General features: G+C 43.2%; 16 protein-coding genes. 6 read left to right on the forward strand and 10 right to left on the reverse strand.

All coding sequences use genetic code 11. The features are described 5' to 3' along the window. On the forward strand, positions 1–1,227 hold the full coding sequence (srmB, locus tag GSF13_RS19375) for an ATP-dependent RNA helicase SrmB (protein ID WP_010606189.1): 1,227 nt from the start codon (positions 1–3) through the stop codon (positions 1,225–1,227). A 238-nt stretch (positions 1,228–1,465) separates the two neighbouring features. Here srmB and GSF13_RS19380 read toward each other — a convergent pair whose 3' ends face one another. The 3 genes from GSF13_RS19380 to GSF13_RS19390 form a co-directional block, all read right to left on the reverse strand. Beyond that, positions 1,466–1,810, reverse strand: a complete 345-nt coding sequence (locus GSF13_RS19380) for an energy transducer TonB (RefSeq protein WP_211866737.1) — start codon at positions 1,808–1,810, stop codon at positions 1,466–1,468. 81 nt (positions 1,811–1,891) lie between these two features. Continuing rightward, on the reverse strand, positions 1,892–2,443 hold the full coding sequence (locus GSF13_RS19385; RefSeq protein ID WP_010606187.1) for a hypothetical protein: 552 nt from the start codon (positions 2,441–2,443) through the stop codon (positions 1,892–1,894). 1,614 nt (positions 2,444–4,057) lie between these two features. Next, entirely contained in the window at positions 4,058–5,092 is a 1,035-nt protein-coding gene (locus tag GSF13_RS19390; protein ID WP_211866739.1) for a S66 peptidase family protein, read from the reverse strand. 306 nt (positions 5,093–5,398) lie between these two features. On the opposite strand from GSF13_RS19390, the gene GSF13_RS19395 reads away from it, so the two are divergent. Then, a complete protein-coding gene (locus tag GSF13_RS19395) occupies positions 5,399–6,388 on the forward strand; it encodes a rhomboid family intramembrane serine protease (RefSeq protein WP_211866741.1) in 990 nt (329 codons plus the stop codon). 370 nt (positions 6,389–6,758) lie between these two features. On the opposite strand, the gene GSF13_RS19400 is transcribed toward GSF13_RS19395, so the two are convergent. The 3 genes from GSF13_RS19400 to GSF13_RS19410 are packed head-to-tail and all read right to left on the reverse strand — an operon-like array spanning position 6,759 to position 9,673. Beyond that, entirely contained in the window at positions 6,759–7,964 is a 1,206-nt protein-coding gene (locus GSF13_RS19400) for an FAD-dependent oxidoreductase (RefSeq protein ID WP_174169884.1), read from the reverse strand. Next, positions 7,951–9,357 carry an NAD(P)/FAD-dependent oxidoreductase gene (locus GSF13_RS19405; RefSeq protein WP_211866743.1) on the reverse strand — a complete coding sequence of 469 codons (1,407 nt, stop codon included), beginning with the start codon at positions 9,355–9,357 and terminating at the stop codon, positions 7,951–7,953. The genes GSF13_RS19400 and GSF13_RS19405 overlap by 14 nt, the downstream gene beginning before the upstream one ends. A 4-nt stretch (positions 9,358–9,361) precedes the next feature. Beyond that, a complete protein-coding gene (locus tag GSF13_RS19410) occupies positions 9,362–9,673 on the reverse strand; it encodes a 2Fe-2S iron-sulfur cluster-binding protein (protein WP_010371949.1) in 312 nt (103 codons plus the stop codon). 393 nt (positions 9,674–10,066) lie between these two features. Between GSF13_RS19410 and GSF13_RS19415 the strand changes: the two genes are divergently transcribed. Then, positions 10,067–10,294, forward strand: a complete 228-nt coding sequence (locus GSF13_RS19415) for a helix-turn-helix domain-containing protein (RefSeq protein ID WP_174169882.1) — start codon at positions 10,067–10,069, stop codon at positions 10,292–10,294. Then, positions 10,278–10,895: a GNAT family N-acetyltransferase gene (locus GSF13_RS19420; RefSeq protein ID WP_211866745.1), complete on the forward strand. Its 618-nt coding sequence runs from the start codon at positions 10,278–10,280 to the stop codon at positions 10,893–10,895. The genes GSF13_RS19415 and GSF13_RS19420 overlap by 17 nt, the downstream gene beginning before the upstream one ends. 9 nt (positions 10,896–10,904) lie before the next feature. On the opposite strand, the gene GSF13_RS19425 is transcribed toward GSF13_RS19420, so the two are convergent. Genes GSF13_RS19425 through GSF13_RS19440 form a run of 4 tightly spaced genes read right to left on the reverse strand, consistent with a single transcriptional unit; the run spans position 10,905 to position 13,225 of the window. Continuing rightward, positions 10,905–11,510: an SDR family oxidoreductase gene (locus GSF13_RS19425; protein WP_010606178.1), complete on the reverse strand. Its 606-nt coding sequence runs from the start codon at positions 11,508–11,510 to the stop codon at positions 10,905–10,907. Continuing rightward, positions 11,507–11,956: an adenylyltransferase/cytidyltransferase family protein gene (locus GSF13_RS19430; RefSeq protein ID WP_010371961.1), complete on the reverse strand. Its 450-nt coding sequence runs from the start codon at positions 11,954–11,956 to the stop codon at positions 11,507–11,509. The genes GSF13_RS19425 and GSF13_RS19430 overlap by 4 nt, the downstream gene beginning before the upstream one ends. A gap of 6 nt (positions 11,957–11,962) precedes the next feature. Continuing rightward, entirely contained in the window at positions 11,963–12,709 is a 747-nt protein-coding gene (locus GSF13_RS19435; RefSeq protein ID WP_102057318.1) for an SDR family oxidoreductase, read from the reverse strand. A gap of 27 nt (positions 12,710–12,736) precedes the next feature. Further along, the gene (locus GSF13_RS19440) at positions 12,737–13,225 is read right to left on the reverse strand and encodes a winged helix-turn-helix transcriptional regulator (protein ID WP_010606176.1); all 489 of its coding nucleotides are present in this window, start codon (positions 13,223–13,225) and stop codon (positions 12,737–12,739) included. A gap of 406 nt (positions 13,226–13,631) precedes the next feature. Here GSF13_RS19440 and putA point away from each other — a divergent pair, with 406 nt between their 5' ends. Together putA and GSF13_RS19450 are read left to right on the forward strand one after the other, a co-directional pair. Continuing rightward, positions 13,632–17,435 carry a bifunctional proline dehydrogenase/L-glutamate gamma-semialdehyde dehydrogenase PutA gene (gene putA / locus GSF13_RS19445; protein ID WP_211866747.1) on the forward strand — a complete coding sequence of 1,268 codons (3,804 nt, stop codon included), beginning with the start codon at positions 13,632–13,634 and terminating at the stop codon, positions 17,433–17,435. A 303-nt stretch (positions 17,436–17,738) separates the two neighbouring features. Next, the gene (locus GSF13_RS19450; RefSeq protein ID WP_211866749.1) at positions 17,739–18,374 is read left to right on the forward strand and encodes a LysE family translocator; all 636 of its coding nucleotides are present in this window, start codon (positions 17,739–17,741) and stop codon (positions 18,372–18,374) included. Positions 18,375–18,382: the final 8 nt, after the last annotated feature.

The following is an 18,382-nucleotide window of genomic DNA, read 5'->3' on the forward strand; positions in this document are numbered from 1 at the left end:
ATGCAATTTACTGAATTTGATTTAGACAGCAAGCTGATTAGTGCGATTAAAAAAATGGGTTTCGATACTCCCACCAGCATTCAACAGATGGCTATTCCTGAAGCGCTAATTGGCCGAGATATTCTCGCCAGCGCACCAACCGGTACGGGTAAAACCGCTGCATTCTTGATCCCTGCGATTCAGTATTTGCTTGATTTCCCTCGCAAAGAGCCAGGCTTTGCCCGCGTACTTATCATGACGCCAACACGTGAACTTGCCTATCAAATACACGAGCAATGTGAACTCCTTGCCGCGGGTGTTAACCTTAAGATAGGCGTGGTAACTGGCGGTATTAATTACGGCAGTCACAAAGAAATATTCGAAAAGAACAATGATATTCTCATCGCAACGCCTGGTCGTTTGATGGAATATCTTGAAACCGAGAACTTCCACGCAGAAAACGTTGAGCTACTGATCTTAGATGAAGCCGACCGCATGCTAGATATGGGCTTTCGAAAAGAAATGCTACGTATTTGCTCTGAAGCAGTTAACCGTCGTCAATGCTTTTTGTTCTCTGCAACCCTTGAGGGCGAAAGCGTTGAGAAGTTTGCTGAACGTATATTACAAGACCCAGCACTACTTGAAGCCACGCCATCACGTAAAGAAAAAGGTAAAATCCATCAGTGGGTTCATCTTGCTGATAACTACGAGCACAAAGTCAATTTGCTCGCACAACTACTAGATGACGAAGAAGTAACCAAAGCGGTTATCTTCGTAAAAACGCGTGAACGCCTAGAAACACTCGTTGGCGAGCTATTTGCTAAAGGCATTAAAACCACTTGGCTGCGTGGTGAAATGCCACAAGACAAGCGCATGGCTGCGATGGCAAGTTTTCACAGTGGTAAGACGAATATCTTAGTGGCAACAGATGTTGCAGCCCGTGGTATCGACGTTGCGGATATCAGCCACGTATTTAACTTTGATATGCCACGCACCGCAGATATTTATGTACACCGCATCGGTCGTACAGGCCGCGCAGGTAAAAAAGGGACCGCGGTTTCCTTGGTTGAAGCCCACGATGTTGAGATTTTAGGTAAGGTTGAGCGTTACACCGACCAAAAACTTAAGCGCCGTGTAATTAAAGGCCTTGAACCTAAACATAAAGAAGCAAAAGCACCGAAGAAGAAAAAAGATCCGGTGAAAATCAAAGCGAAAAAGAAAGCCGCCAAGGTTAAAAAGAAGAAGTAACCCAAAAAACCAGCGTCAGTACGCTGGTTTTTTTATGCTAATTTGAGCAAGTGCTAATATGAGTAAACCTTAGCTTACTTTGTTAGATTTGGCTGATAAAACTTAGTAAATCTAACGGTCGTATATGCGCCAATAGCAGGCTGTGGTAACGCCGCATTTAAGTATTTACTTCACTTCCTCAGCTTTGATGTTAATAGTGATGGGTGTGACTTATTTTTCATGCTTGTTAGCTATACATTTAACCTAATGTAAAGTCTAATTGTACCTTAAGATCTTTTTGAATAACGGCAACACCATTCTCTACTTTAGGGGCATATTTCCAATTGGAGAGAGCTTTGATTGCAGCTTTATCAAAGACTTGTTCAGGTACAGACTTTAGTACCTGAATGTTAATAGGCTTTCCACTTTCACTGATATCAAAACTCATTTGAACATAGCCTTCGATTCTATTGCGAGCAGCATAAGCTGGATATGTTGGATTTGCTGTTTCTTGTAGGGTAGCATTAGCTCTATCAGGTAATGGTTTTGAAGCACACCCCATTAGTAAAGTAATTGCTAATGACACCAAAATTGAATATTTCATAAAACCCCTTTTGTATAGCGCCCAAAGCAGCGGCGCGCGTTAGCGTGTCCAGCCACGTAGTGGCGATGCTGCCTTTGCTTGTTATGTTTTTTTACCTAATAATTCTGACTGTTTTCGGGTTAATTCATCGAATACTGGCTTTACTGAATCCATTAAACCCTTCGTTGGCCAATTATTCACAGATACATGTTCCGAAAAGTCCTGATTTTCCCATTGAGCTATAACTGCTCGATATGAACTAACATGGGATAGCGCCAGCGTGAATGCTTCAGGAATTTCATCTCCTTCAATGAGATGTATATTTTCGATTATTATTGATTCAACTCTCTCATTAAGAGGGTGGAATACATTTACAATCCATGTCCTCCACTTTAGCAATTCAGCTTCTGAAAGTTGGTCTTCACCTTTTCCAAAATACCCTGGCATTCCATGACTAGGCCAATGTTTTTTAGTAAAAGAAACCCAAGTTTCATGGCTTGCCGTTAATGTTGCCATTAGTGGCCCATATAGATTTTCTAATTGTTCGTTAATTCGAGCGAGTTGCGCTGACCTTTTCTCAAAATGCAGTTTGCTAAAATGTGCTACAAGCCAACCCGTAACGGCGATGAGCGCACCCGCTATAACTTTTTCCATGGTGATTTAGGCTCCTTCTCTGAAAACATAACATTTTAGTATTTATGCGACATGCAGTTTGTGTTGCATAATCGCTTGTTGGACTGAGCAGCTAGGTGTGTCAGAATTGGTGTTGTTTATGCTATGGCTTACTTAGAAAAAATAGGCTTTTTGGAGGCTTTCACTTTCCTAGCTAGTGTAATCAGTTTAGCTAGTGTTATGTAAGCTTTCCCTGCATTGCTCAGCGCTTATTATGTATTCATTACACCTACATTTGCCTTAAGAAGCAATTATATTTTTTACGCGTACAGAGGCCGCTAGCTTGAGCAATTAAGCAGGTTAATTACTTGATTTTACAAAGCAGCCATAATCAAGCATCCCCTCCTTGGCTAATATCAAAGCGCATTCATGCGCTTCTCGTTCATTCTTTTTAAACGACGAAAAAGAACGAACCAAGAAAACGTCGCCCCAGCATCACACTCAATCCTCAAATCCCAAGCCGATATATAATACCAATTGCACTAAGTCTCCAATCAATTTGAAGGGTGAAATACCATATTAGCGTCGTTAAAAATTTCTCATTTAGAACAACTAAATAGCAAAATTTTTGCCTAGCTACTAAAGCTATTTCTCCGCTTCAAATTGCTCATTTACCTAATACAATTGGTAGCAACCGTCTTGTAAGGCACATCCCTATGCCAGACAAGACTTGGCCGACATCCTGTCGGCACATTGCATATCAGCTTATGCTTTTCGGGTGTGATGGAGGGGGGATTGGTTTTGACTGCGAGCTCTAGTTTTTCTCTCAAAGCAGCAAATTTGCCTGCAAGCACCAAACAAAACTATCAGCACCGTTTTCCTCCCTCATCACACCCGAAAGTGAATTGCCAATGAGTCATTTCAACGCATGGATGCGTGAAAAGCGGTGACAGGGCCAAGGATAGCCCTTACACCGCGGTGACGTTCATATTGGCAATTTACTTGAGGAGTCAGTGTGATGTTGGGAGTGCCCTTTCTTTTGCGCAACGATTCTTTGGCCATCAAAGAAAAGTAAGTCGTAGTCCATGGATGGGTGTCGAAATCCGTCAGGAGGACGGGCTGACTTTACGGTAAATTTCGAGCTACCAGTCGTTAGCAACATAAACCTCCATGTTTAATATCAAAGCGCATCCATGCGCTTCTCGTTCATTCTTTTTAAACGACGAAAAAGAACGAACCAAGAAAACGTCGCCCCAGCATCACACTCAATCCTCAAACCCTAAGCTGATATAGTGCAACCGCCTTGTAAGGCACATCCCTATGCCAGACAAGACTTGGCCGACATCCTGTCGGCACATTGCATATCAGCTTATGCTTTTCGGGTGTGATGGAGGGGGAATACGTTGCTTGTGAGATCTTCTACAATTTTTATGATTAAGCTGCTTGCAAGCATTGCAAAGACTATCAGCGCAGCCTCCTACCCCACAGTCTAAATAGTTTTGTGGGAGGCGGTTCACCCGCCGAGAAGTTATGCTCTTCTGGTGTGGTTAAGGGGATTAGTTTTGACTACGAGCTCTAGTTTTTCTCTCAAAGCAGCAAATTTGCCTGCACTCACCAAAAAACTTTTCAGCACAGTATGTCTCCCTCATCACACCATTACAACAAATCAAATACCGGCTCTATCGCATTTAGACTGAAGTTGTCCAGATCCAAGCGGTGCTGTATTCCTAACGGCAAAATCCACTGCGGATCGGTATGGCCGAAATCAAGCCGAGTTATTACAGGTAAACTGTCACAGCCAAACTCATCACGTACAACCGATAAAATCACCTCATCAAGCGCAGCCATCTCGTGCTCGCTGTAATCCCGTGCACGGCCAATCATTAAGCCGGATATTTTTTCAAACACCCCCATCACCCCATAGTTACGTAACCAAAAGCGAATATAATCTTGACTAGGTTTATCCTCAGAGGTTTCTAAAAATAGCAATTTGTCTTGCCAAAATGACGGCGATGGCCAGTATTCTGTGCCTTTTAGCATCTCCATCACTTCAAAACAGCCGCCAAATAGCCGCCCTTCCACTTGCCCAGTACCTTGCAGTACTTTTGGACCATTTGTCGCAATTGCGGGATGCAGCTTACCGACGTTTTCTGGTATTGCCCACTCCGGATAGCCATGAGAATAAGCTTTGAATATTGGATAATGGACTTCACCTAGCAGCGCCTGCACTAAATAGGCTTGATATTCAGCACTAGCATTGTGGTACTGGGAGAAACCGGCCATGACTGATGGGCCGTTAAAAGTGACTAATCCCCATTGGTTCAGCAGTGTGGTCAGCGTGGAAAAATCAGAATAGCCCATCATAAACTTAGGGTTATTCAAGATAACGGATTTATCTAAATAAGGTAGGATCCGCGCGGAATCTGAACCACCAATAGAAGAAATTATCCCGGCTATATTCGGATCGGCAAAGGCATCATTAATATCTTTTGCACGTAATTGCGGCTGTGAAAAGAGTACGTCTGCAGCCGTTCGAGCCGACGGCATTTCGACAATATTAAAACCAAGCGAACGCAAGTTTGCCAGCCCTTGATCAAAGATGTGTGGAAATATACCTGGGCCACCCCAGCTAGGTGATACAATCGCAAGGGTATCACCTCGGTTTAGTTTTTTAGGCTTGCGCAATTGCACCGTTTATCCTGCCTTAATGGAATATTCATTAGCGACTAGATATATCCAATTAAGACTACAAAATCAAATACTCACTCAAGCTTTCATCTCGAAACGGAACTAAATAAACAGATGTGGCCTTGCCTTTCATTAGCAAGAGATAAGCATGACAATAATGATTAAAAATAAGTAACCCTGCTACACTTGGATTTGCTATACCAATTGCAGCAGCCTTGTATTTCGTTTCTTAATTTTTTTAGTTAGGATAAGCAACAAGGCTACATGTTCAGCCTTGTTGCAACTTATCACTTAATAAAGCGAGGTAAGATGGAAAAGACTGCATCTATAGAGGAAGTTAGAGCTAAAGTTGGAAATGGTAAGATATTTTCAGGTGAGTCAAACGTAAACAGAGCTATTTCTAAATGGCATATACTCTCACCACTTTTTATAGCTTTACCATACAGTCAAGATTTTAAACCGGTTATGCTTGTTGATGGCTTTAAGAAAAGCGCATTTAAATTTAACAAGAAAAAATCTCAGTTCATCATCATATACTCAATATTCGCCACATTAGTCTCATTACTTTTATTCACATATACAAAAAATGAAAAACTACTAAACCTTACCTTATCAGGACTAATAGTAACGCTATACTTAACAATTGACTACATCACAATTTCAAATAATCTGCAGAGCCTAACTGATAGAAATGTGTTTATCTCCAACCTATCACACAGGTATAAAAAACATGCTGAAAAATGGTTTTTTATATGCTTAGCCATAGGATTAATTCAAGTATTTGTAAACTACTTAGCAGGTGGGTTTGAAGAAGCAGCGTATCGATATGGTGGGATTTATAAGTTAATTATGGCAGGTGAGTGGTGGCGAATTATCACAGCATCATTCTTTCACTCTGGATTAACCCACTGGTTTAGTAATCTTGCTTTCGCATTGTTATCAGGTCCATTATTTATAGCATTAGTGAGAAGAACAGGGTTATTTGTTTTTATCTCAGGTTGTATCACTGGAGCTATATCTGCATATTTTTTGTATTTTTTTGGTCTCACCTCTGCTGACGCATATGGCGGAATTTCTGCAGGAATATATGCATTACTTGGTTACATCACCATTAACTCATATAAAAACAAAAATATAAAAACTGGAAACCTGCACATATCAATAGTTAACTTTTTATTTATGAGCACCGCTTTAAGCGCACTACTATCACATTCGATTAGCAATACTGCACATATATCAGGATTTATTACTGGGGTTTTACTAGCATTCTTGTGCAAACACCGAGACAAATATAAATAGTGGAATACTTCACTATTTATATTTATCACCTTGTAAAGTTCAGACTAACTTAAAAAACAACTCAGACTGTCAATTAGATATTCTAACGATACATATATATGTTAATTTAACAAGTTCGAGTTAACTTAGGTGACAGTTTGAGCTTAGCACATCATTTCAACAATATTAAAACCAAGCGAACGCAGGTTTGCTAACCCTTCCTCAAAGATGTGAGGAAATGTACCTGGGCCACCCCAGCTAGGTGATACAATCGCAAGGGTATCACCTCGGTTTAGTTTTTTAGGCTTGCGTAATTGCACCGTCTATCTTGCCTTAATGGAATATTCATCAGCAACTAGATATATCCCATTAAGACAACAGAATCAAATACTTATTCGAACCTTTCAACGCGAAACGGAGCTAAATCAACAGAGGTAGGTTTGCCTGTCATGAGTTCAGTAATAAGCGTGCCAGTAATGGCCGACATTAAAATCCCCGTCCTAAAGTGCCCACACGCATTAATGTAACCTTCCACGCCATCAACGGGGCCCAAAATTGGCAGCTCATCCGGTGTACCAGGTCTAAGTCCTGCCCAACAACGTTTAATACTCGACTCTTTTAGCACTGGCAAACATTTCATAGCACCTTGTGACAACTCGGTGATTTTATCTAGACTGTTGGTGGTATCGAAGCCTTTTTCCTCCGTTGATGAGCCAATTAAAATCTCGCCGTTGTCTTTTTGTGCAATGTAGCAATCACTGGTACTGATACAACCATTTAATACTTTCGGCATACGCTCAGACAGCACTATTTGACCCTTAACAGGGTAAACAGGCATGTGTTTACCTGTCGCCTGATGGTAAATGTCATCCGCCCAGGCACCAGCGGCATTAATTAGAGTCTCGCAATGCAGGCTTTGATCTTGCGTCTTCACGCCTATCACCTTACTGCCTTCACGCAGTACCTCTAGCACTTCGGTATTCAAAAATAACTCAACACCATTTTGGCGTGCACCTTCGGTATACGCATCAACTAACCGGTATGGGTTTACCTGATGGTCGCAAATAAAATCTATTGCACCAATTGCATCTGGGGTGATGTAAGGTTCCTCTGCACGTAATTGCTGTTGGTCTAACCATCGGATCTGCGAAGACAAATTGGGAATCCCAGACACTATACTATCTGCATATATTTCATCATCGCGATTGTACATAATGAATTTAAGACCGGTACGTTCAAACTTAAAGTCGACATCGTGTCTGGTCAGCATTTCCTCATGCAGTGCTGGATATAACTCGTTTGACTTGAGCGCAAGTTCAAAAAAGCATTCTGGTAATTGATGCGGCCGCAATGTTTCCGCAGCTTCGGTATCGCCTTCACTTTGGAGCTTCGACAAGGTTTTGAAGAAGATCACACCACAGCCAAGTCCGACCGACTCACCAATCGCCCATAATCCACCCGCAGATGCACGAGACGCGTTACCCGGCTTTTTTAAATCCACTAACGCGATTTTTAGGTTGGTATCGCGACTTAAAAAATAGGCACAAGCAGCGCCTATTACACCGCCACCTGCGATAATGACATCATACTGCTTCATGGTTTTTCTCCAGTAAAGTAAATGGAATTGGGTCAAGTGGGAATCTTGGTCTTATCACGCCCAGCGTACCTAAGTGCCCTGCCGCATGCAGTCGATCTAACGCATAGCTAGAACACATTTTTCCTTGGCAGTCTCCCATGCCAATACGAGTTCTCATTTTTACGCTAGATAAATCTTTTGCACCTTGTTGCAATGCTAAATCGAGTTGCTGGCGTTTTACTTGTTCGCAGCGACACACCACGGTATCTGCCTGGGTTAACGCAAGCAGCCCCTCTCGGCGCGCCGAGAAGCGGTCAAATCCGGCTCTAAACTTCTGTGCTTGCTTACGCTTAGTTTTGAGCTTGCGCATCCGCGTGTGGAAGGTCGATTCGCTTAAACAGGCTTGCTCATAGGCAAGCATGGTTGCGGCCATTTTCCCTTCAATGATAGCCGCTTCTGCGCCTAGCAAACCATTGGTATCACCACAGACAAAAATTGAATTTAAGCTACTGCGTAAATTGTCATCTAATAAAGGCACATAACCATTCGTGGTGGTGTACTGATGAGAAACCCCAAGTAGCATGGCAAGCTGGGTGCGGGCAACAAAACCATAGCCAACTCCCAAACTATCCACGGCTAAATGCTGTGCTTTTGACAAGTCCGCATGCCAATGCTCATCGTAAGGCGCTACGGTAACGCTAGAGAGTTTTTCTTGGCCTTCTGCTTTCACAATGCCATAACCATACTTGAACGGAATATTATGCTTTTTGAGATACGCCAACATACTCAATCCCGAAAGCGTAAGCTTAGGTTTATTGAGCAGCGCCACGGTCTCTTTCGCCAGTTCACTAAAGCGACTCGCTTCATATACGCCAACCACTTGTGCACCGGATTTATGTAACTGGCAAGCAACCAGTGGCAATAATGGTCCAGTTCCGACTAACGCCACTTTTTTCCCTGGTCGAACTAACCCACTTTTAAGCTGAAGTTGCATCCCACCCATTAACATCACACCAGGTAACTGCCATCCTTCAAATGGCACACTGCGCTCATGACAACCAGTTGCCAGAACCAACTTGGTGTAATCTATTTGTGTTAACTGATTTTGTGTTTGCAACAACAAACCGCTTTCGCCTTCAGGCCCAAGCACTTTGGTTTGTAGTTGTAGTGTTATATCTTGTTTATGATGTTCGTAGCGTACCTTTAGTGCAGCCATCGCACGTTTAAGATTTTCATCTAAATGAGGAAGCTTACTTGCTTGTCGAAGTGGCCCGCGATAGATCACCCCACCAATTTTTGGTGCTTCATCCACTAAGGTGCTAGTAATGCCATATTTAGCCAGCTCAGCTGCACAGCTAACGCCAGCAGGCCCTGCACCAACAATAACGATTTTTTCTTTTTGACAATTAGACATCACACTATACTCCAACCTGCTTGAAACGATTTTGTTTAGTTTCAACCTGCATGTTGGGTTGTACTAAGGTTTGGCAAGCCTTTTGTTTATGTTGCTTGTTTATCGTTACCTGACAACAATGACAAACGCCCATACCACAATAAGCACCAGATACGGCTTCTCGATCGCTTTCCATAATTTGCTTGTAGTTCGCCGCAAGCAAAACAGACAACACGGTTTCACCGTCGCATGCGTTAACCGCAATGTCGTCGATTTGAATTTGGAACTGTAACCCCTCAGGGTCTGTAATATCTTGCGTTCTGGATAATTCAGACATGAAAAAATGCTCCTTCAATAAAGTCGCACAAAGCCTACTATCCAAATATTAAAAATAAACATTTTATTTACTTTATTCACTTTAATTTGATCCAAATTAACTTTTAAGCACTCTCGCGCTAATTCTGTTCAATTCGGTGCAAATGCTGCACTCACCTCACTAAAGCAGTGCAATATGAACGTATTTACAGACCAACAAAAACCGCATCCTATTGATATTAAATAGTTTTAATTTCTGGCACAGTTTTTCCTTATTAAACGACACGACGGATGAAAGGAGCGTAATTATGTACACTTTATATCAAACGATGTACTTACTTTGGCATTTGGATGTGAGTATCTGGCCTGTGCACGATACAGCAACAAACCCTGTAGATGGTAAGGAAGAAGCGCAATGACACTTGGCAAACTAGAAACTGCAGTACACGCAGTAATGAACGATATGCTCACCCCATCACAAGCTGCAAAAGCCTATCATGTGTCGCAGCGAGCACTTTACGAAGCACTGCGACGCTCCCAAGAGAAGCAGCAAACTCGATGGCAGAAATTAATGCATGAAAAGGCAAGGCTTGAGCAAAGTCTGGCTCGGATAAATAAGGAACTGCATGAACAGTTTGTCTAATACCGCTATGCAGCTTCGCATTATTCAGGCGCCTAGCTTGAAATACAATCGCTTAGATTGTCAGCTTTGGGTAAAACAGCTCAGTGCGCTGACGCAAGCCTGTATTAATCTTGGCGCCTCTATCGGCTTTTTGCCCTCTTCCTCTAGCAGAGCAATACAAAACTACTGGTGGCAGGTATTCGATGCTGTGATCAAGTCGCAAAAGACGCTTATTATCGCTGAACTTAATGGCGTAATGGCAGGTTGTGTGCAACTCTCGCCGGCAACAAAAGATAATGCTCAGCACCGGGCTGAAGTTGAAAAGCTATTAGTTCATCCGAATAGCCGACGAAAAGGCGTAGCAACAAAGCTGATGCAAGCCATAGAGCAAGAATCTACACGGCAGCAGATATCGTTACTCGTCCTTGACACACAATCGGATTCGGACGCAGAAATCTTATATCAGAGCTTGGGCTTTAAAGTTGCTGGGCAAATCCCTCATTTTGTCAGTGATGAGCGCGGTGACTTCCATGCCACCACATACTATTACAAACTGCTTGCACCGACCTTGCGCAATCGTATTGAGAACGTAGCTCTAGTGCATTATGCCAATGAATATTAGCAAAACAGTCTAATCAAGCGACTCGCTACGACTTTCGTTCAGGCGATAAAAAAACAGCTTACCGATGTGCTGTGGTGTAGTTACAGCCTCTAAGATTGGCGCGGCGCCTTGTGGTATGCTCATCACATTGGGATTATTGATAGTAAGACCATCGCGCAGTTTAGTATCTATTGCCCCGGGGCACAGTACCGCTATTTTGTAGCCGTCCTTGTGAAGACCTTTAGATAGAGTCACCACGCCCGCTTTCGCCGCACAATAAGACGTCCAATCTTTGTAACTGTTAAATGCCGCCGTCGACGCCACATTGATCAAATGCACCGCTTTGTTTGCTTTAATTGCAGCACGAGAAATTAAATAAGTGCCGATTAGGTTTACTTCGATGTCACGGATCCAAAGACTTGGGTCAGAGTCTGCCACTAAACTTGAGTAAAGCGTTCCTGCCGCATTGATTACACAGTCATAAGATTTGTCGTCAAAAAAACGCTCAACTTCAGCTGGTTTAGAAACATCAAGCTGCGCGCGCGATGGCGCTTCCACTTCATGTCCTAAGCGCTTCAGTTCATCGCTTAAATAAGCGGCAAGACCACCCTGTCCGCCCGTTATTAACACTTTCATTTCTGTGGCTCTGGGATTGGATGATTGTCGCTTTGCTCAATCAGCTTTTTATACTGATCGTAGATTTTTTGCTTTAAGTTACTAGAGCTAACGCCAGCACCATAAGGAAAGTAAAATACCTGAACCCCAAGCTCTTTCAGATAATCATATTTTCCCTTCCAATCATCGCCAATCACGAACACATCAATATTTAGATTTTTCACCGTTTCACGATGATCTAAAGTACGTTGTGGAATAGCAAGATCTGGGTCTCTTAACCCTTCGATAATCGCCAAACGCTCTTCAAATGGCACTGCTGGTGGCTTTTTATAAGAACAAACAAGTTCATCGGTACTTACACCAACGATCAACGTGTCCCCTAAACCTCGGCCATAACTAATCATTTTTAAATGATTACTGTGAAATAAATCAAATGTTCCTGAGACATAAACAATTTTATTTTTCATAAATTGCTATTTCCCTCCAGCTAAATCAATAAAAGTTCCTGTAACAAAGCTTGCTTCGTCACTTAAAAGCCAAGCGATGGCATTGGCAACCTCAATCGCGGTTCCACCTCGCTTCAGCGGTAAAAAATCGGCTAGACGATCAACTCGGTTTGGTTCGCCACCGTCGCCGTGAATATCGGTATAAATACAGCCCGGTCTCACGCAGTTCACGCGGATCTGTTCAGCGGCTAATTCCAGAGATAAACCTTTAGTGAAGCTGTCTATTGCACCTTTTGCAGCCGCATAGTCAACATACTCATTAGCCCCACCTAAATAAGAAGCTGCCGACGATACATTCACCATTGCGCACTGTGCTGGATTGGCACTCAAACGCATATGTTTAATTGCTTCGCGAGCACAAATAAAATACGGCGTAACATTATTAGTAAGCATATTGTTGATGCGCGCTGCGGTCATGTGTTCAACTCGAGTCTGCACGTTCAGCACGCCAGCGTTGTTGACCAAATGCGTTACCATGCCAATATCGGTCTTTATCTTGTCAAACATTGCCTCTACAGATTTTTCGTCTGTGACATCTGCTTGTAACAAATGCGCTTTACCATTATTACTTAGGATGGTATCAGCAACCGTTTCTGCGGCTTGCACGTTCTGCTTGTAATTTATAACAACAGTAAATCCTTGTTGTCCCAGCAGTTGAGCCGTTGCCGCACCAATCCCACGGCTCGCACCGGTGATAAGTACCACTTTTTGCATCTATTATTCCTTAAACTGGGTCAACAGTTACTGATAGTTCAGCACTTCTACACCCATGTCTTCTTTGACGTGTTCTATCACCATATAGGTATGATTTGTGCCAACTCCAGGTATTTCAACGATTTGACCTAATACCTCTCGATATTGACGCATATCTTGGACTCGGATCTTAACTAAATAATCAAAACCACCAGCTACCATATCACAAGAAACGACGTTGGGGATTTTTACAATGTGCTGTTTAAACACCTCAAATACCACTTCGGTCGAGCTTTTCAAGGTGATCTCCACATGCGCAACCAAATGCTGGCCAAGTTTCGCGGCATTTAATCTTGCCGTATATCCTTCGATATATCCCTCGGACTCGAGTTTTTTTACTCGATCGAGGCAAGGACTCGGACTCAAGTTTACCTCTTTCGCCAAGTTTACATTAGAGATCCGAGCATTGCGCTGAAGCGCGTCTAAGATTGCTAAGTCGATGCGATCTAATACCCGAGTTTTAATGGAAGTCGTCATATCAGCATAAAATTTTGTGAGGGTTTGAGATTACCCGCAAATTTACCGTATTCGTTGAAAATAAAACAGCATATTCTGCTGTCTTTTCGATAGAATGCCCGCGAAATTAACGATAAAGAACAAAGCGGCTTGTTTCAGCCTTTAACGCAACTTTGTTCGAACATTTAGATTATGCATTCTGGCTAAAATTTGAACCCCCAAATGGGTGTGTTATGGTTAGCAATGTGACTGCATCATTTTGTCGTAATTGAGGCTTCCTATACAAATTAAACTACACTTTCAACCTTTGGTTGCATAGTTTGGCATCAGTTCAGATGTAGTTTTGTAATCTACACATTAAGGTGTGTGATTCCATAGGCAGGCGCGAATTACATGTATTTTTGACTCCAATTTTTGAGGGTTGCTTATGCTTTATAACGGCGATTTGACAACTAACTGTCCTATCCGACAAAAGATCCGTGATTTTTACCGCATCGATGAGAACGCAGTAATTGATCATATTTTACCTTTAGCTGAGGTAGGCGTTACAGCTCGAAGCCGAGCATGGGAACGTGCACGTCAAATGGTATTGAACATTCGTAGAGATCAAGATGGTCAAAACGGTGTCGACGCGCTTTTAAATGAATTCTCTCTTTCTACCGAAGAAGGCGTGGTACTGATGTGTTTGGCCGAAGCGCTACTTCGTGTACCAGACAAAGCAACGCAAGAAAGCCTAATCCGTGACAAGCTCGCACAAGGCGACTGGAGTTCACACTTAGGCAGCAGCGACTCGTTATTTGTTAACGCTTCAAGCTGGGGTCTACTCGTTACTGGTAAAATGGTTAATTATTCGGACAAGAATAAAGAAGAACAATTTGGCGTGCTAAAACGCACAATTGGTCGTCTTGGTGAGCCAGTTATCCGTAAATCCGTTAACTATGCAATGAAGATCATGGGTAAGCAGTTTGTAATGGGTGAAACCATTCAAGATGCTATCGATCGCGCCGCTGATAAAGAACAAAAAGGTTATGTATATTCGTACGACATGCTAGGTGAAGGCGCACGTACGATGAAAGATGCAGATCGTTACTTCCAAAGCTATATGACCGCTATCCACGCGATCGGTAAAGCAGCGAAAGGCCGTGGCCCAATTAAGAGCCCAGGTATTTCAGTGAAGCTTTCTGCTATCCACCCGCGCTACGAATTCACACATCGTGACCGCGTGATGGACGAGCTTGTACCTAAGCTAAAAGAACTTGCGATTGCTGCGAAAGAATACGATATCGGTTTCACGGTTGATGCGGAAGAAGCGGATCGTTTAGATATCTCACTAGATGTCATCGAAGCGGTATTCTCAGACGACGCACTTGGCGACTGGAATGGTTTTGGTCTTGCAGTACAAGCATATCAAAAACGTGCCATTTTCGTTGTGGAATGGGTAGCTGAACTTGCTCGTCGCGTAGGCCGTAAACTGATGGTGCGTCTAGTTAAAGGTGCTTACTGGGATACAGAAATCAAAACCACTCAACAAGATGGTCTTGAGCACTTCCCTGTGTTCACTCGTAAAGCAACGACTGACGTTTCTTATAAAGCGTGTGCTATTAAGCTACTTGAAGCACGCGATGTACTTTTCCCGCAATTTGCGACGCATAATGCTTACACCGCAGCAACCATTCTAGAAGTGGCCAAAGGCGATAACAAAGGGTTCGAGTTCCAACGCCTACACGGTATGGGTGAATCACTTTACGACCAAATCGTTGAAAACGAAGGAATTCAGTGTCGTGTGTATGCGCCAGTTGGTCAGCACGAAGACCTACTTGCTTATCTGGTACGCCGTCTACTTGAAAATGGTGCAAACTCATCATTCGTAAACGCAATTGTTGATACTACGAAGCCTGTTGAGTCACTACTTCCAGATCCTGTAGAAACACTGCAAGGCCTACGTAACCGTTACAATACGCAGATTAAGCTACCTATCGAGCTTTATGGCGATGAGCGTCCAAACTCAAAAGGTAAAGACCTTACGGACATCAACGATTTAACACCGTTTAAAGAAAACCTAGACAACTGGTTTAATGAACACCTAATTGATGAAAGCCAAGTACCAGAAGGTCACCTTGCTGTTCGTAACCCTGCGAACCACAAACAAGTGATTGGATCTTTACCTTTACACGATGAAGCACACATGCAAAGCGTGCTTGCCAATGCTGATGCGGCTTTTGAAAGTTGGTCTCAAACCTCAGTTGAAGAGCGTGCAAACTTACTACGCCGCACTGCTGACATCCTTGAGCGTCACCATGATGAACTTGTTGCTATCTGTATTAAAGAAGCAGGTAAAGTAACCCAAGACAGCATCGATGAAGTACGTGAAGCCGTTGACTTCTGTCACTACTATGCAGCGCGTGCAGAAGAGCTTTCTAAAGATGAGCGTTTTGAAGCTCGTGGCGTGATTTTATGTATCAGCCCGTGGAACTTCCCGCTTGCGATCTTCTTAGGTCAGGTAGCTGCTGCTATCGTGACGGGTAATACCGTTATTGCAAAGCCTGCTGAACAAACCAGCATGATTGCCCTGCGTTGTATTGAATTAATGCATACCGTTGGTTTACCAGAGCACGTAGTACAACCGGTTATCGCACGCGGTAGCGAAGTGGGTAAACACATCGTGCCTGACGAGCGTATCCAAGCGGTTATGTTCACAGGTTCAACAGAGACAGGTACGCTTATCTCACAAATTCTTGCTGAGCGTAACGATATTCAGGTTCCTCTGATCGCAGAAACTGGTGGTCAAAACTGTATGATCGTTGACTCAACAGCATTACCAGAGCAAGTGGTTGACGATGTTATTTCATCAGGTTTCCAAAGTGCCGGTCAACGCTGTTCAGCACTTCGTGTGTTGTTCTTACAAGAAGATGTTGCTGACGGTATCATTGAAATGATCCAAGGTGCGCTTAAAGAGCTACATATCGGCGACCCATCGCTACTATCTACAGACGTAGGCCCAGTAATCGACGAAAAAGCGCTGACCACTTTGACTAAGCATGTTGATTACATGAAGTCGAACGGTAAGCTCCTATTCGAAGCTAAGATCCCTGATAACAGCGAGAACGGTGCTTACTTCTTCGCGCCTCGTCTATATGAGATTTCTGATCTATCCGTACTTAAGCGTGAAGTATTCGGTCCGGTAGTCCACGTTGTACGCTTCAAAGCAGATCAACTTGATAATGTGATCGACCAAATCAATGGTACGGGCTACGGTCTAACGATGGGCGTTCATTCACGTATCGAAGAGCGCTGCGAATACCTAGCTAAGATGTCGCGTGCGGGTAACGTATACGTGAACCGTAACATGATTGGTGCGATCGTTGGTGTTCAACCATTTGGTGGTCGTGGCCTATCTGGTACAGGTCCAAAAGCAGGTGGTCCAAACTACCTACTTCGCCTTGTGAAAGAAAAAGCGTCACCAGACAACGTACAAATGACAGATCTGACGCCTGATGAGCTAGAGATCCACCACTTCCCAGGTGCCGTTGAGCAAGTTGAAAAACTGATGCAAAACTCTAAGCGTGATGAGAAGATCTGGCGTCGTACTGCGCTTAATGACCGTGTTTCGGCAGTGCGTCAGCTACTTGCTAAAGTGGCAACAGTAGACATCATTGACGAGCTGGCGGATGATTTGTCATTAACGCTTTCTGATGCGCGTGCTCAGCTAAACCGCTTAGAAAAGCGTATGCGTACTTACACAACGCTACCAGGACCTACTGGTGAATCGAACACGCTGCACTTAGAAGCGCGTGGTTGTGTAGTGGTATATGCCGATAAGAGTACGTCGTTCAACTTCTGGGCGATTTCAATTATCACAGCACTTGCTGCCGGTAACACAGTGATCACAGTAGCCTCTGACTTGTTTTATGAAGAAGCATTGGCATTTAGAGATAAGTTCATCTCAACTGGCGTTGCTGAAGGCGTATTCCAAGTAGCGAAGCAAAACCAGCTACAAGCAATTTTGGCACACCCTCACCTTGCAGGTGCTGTTGTGGCTGCGCGCTCTTCACGCCTTGGTTACTTCTCACAGCAACTTGCAGAGCGTAAAGGTGCTATCCTGCCGGTGATCAGTGCAGAGTACTACGATACGCTTATCAATCGTCTAGTGACTGAGAAAACCATCAGTATCGATACCACAGCTTCTGGTGGTAACACTTCACTGATGACGCTTGTTGAAGACGAAGAGTAAGAGAATATAAATCGCTATGCTAGACATAGCGGTTTTATCGAACAAAGCCAGCGTAAGCTGGCTTTTTTATAGTAAAAATCAGGGCTAACTACCATACACAATAGCAACTTTAAAAATTGCTCAACTCAGAGGAAACAGCCACAATACAAAAAAGATGATTTAATCACGGTGAAAAGACCACTAATATTGTTGCTCTGCATAATAATGTTAGAATTTCAAAGTATAAAATAACCACAATAATACCAATTTCATGCATGTTGGCTATTCACAAAAACGATATAAAAACCAATAACGAAAAGAAAAATGTTAAACCTTGAATACTTATTCTCATTTTTAATTGCTAGCACGGTGATTGCCGTAGCTCCAGGTCCATCTAATGCATTTTTAATGGCGCAGACCTTTACTAATGGCCGCGTAGCTGGCATGCAAAGCGCATTAGGCTTTGCGCTCGGAGGGGTGATCCACACACTCTTTGCCGTTGTTGGCTTGTCGGCACTCCTAAAAGCCTCAGAGACCGCCTATACCACAGTGCAATATCTCGGCGCAGCCTACTTAGCTTATCTAGGTGTAATGACTATCAAAGAAACGCTTGGAAAGGCGCAGATAGCTTGCGAGGAAAAACCGCACGTGAGCACCAAAAAGCCTAAAAACGTGATGTTCCAAGCAATGATGACGGAAGTCTTAAATCCCAAAGTCGCCCTGTTTTTTATTGCATTTATTCCTCAGTTTGTCGATAGTAGCTTGGCGACCTCGACAACGATGCAACTGGCTATGTTTGGCTTACTTTATCCTATTTTAGCTTTTCCCATCGACTGCATGTACATCTACGGTGGTGATAAAATCGCGGGCTATTTTAGGCAGCATCCAGCAGCGCCGGTGTGGATTGATCGAATTTCAGGCTTAATTTTTATCGCATTGGCAGTCAATTTATTACTCTAAACAGGGAG

The organism is Pseudoalteromonas sp. M8, from assembly GCF_018141365.1.
GTDB lineage: Bacteria > Pseudomonadota > Gammaproteobacteria > Enterobacterales > Alteromonadaceae > Pseudoalteromonas.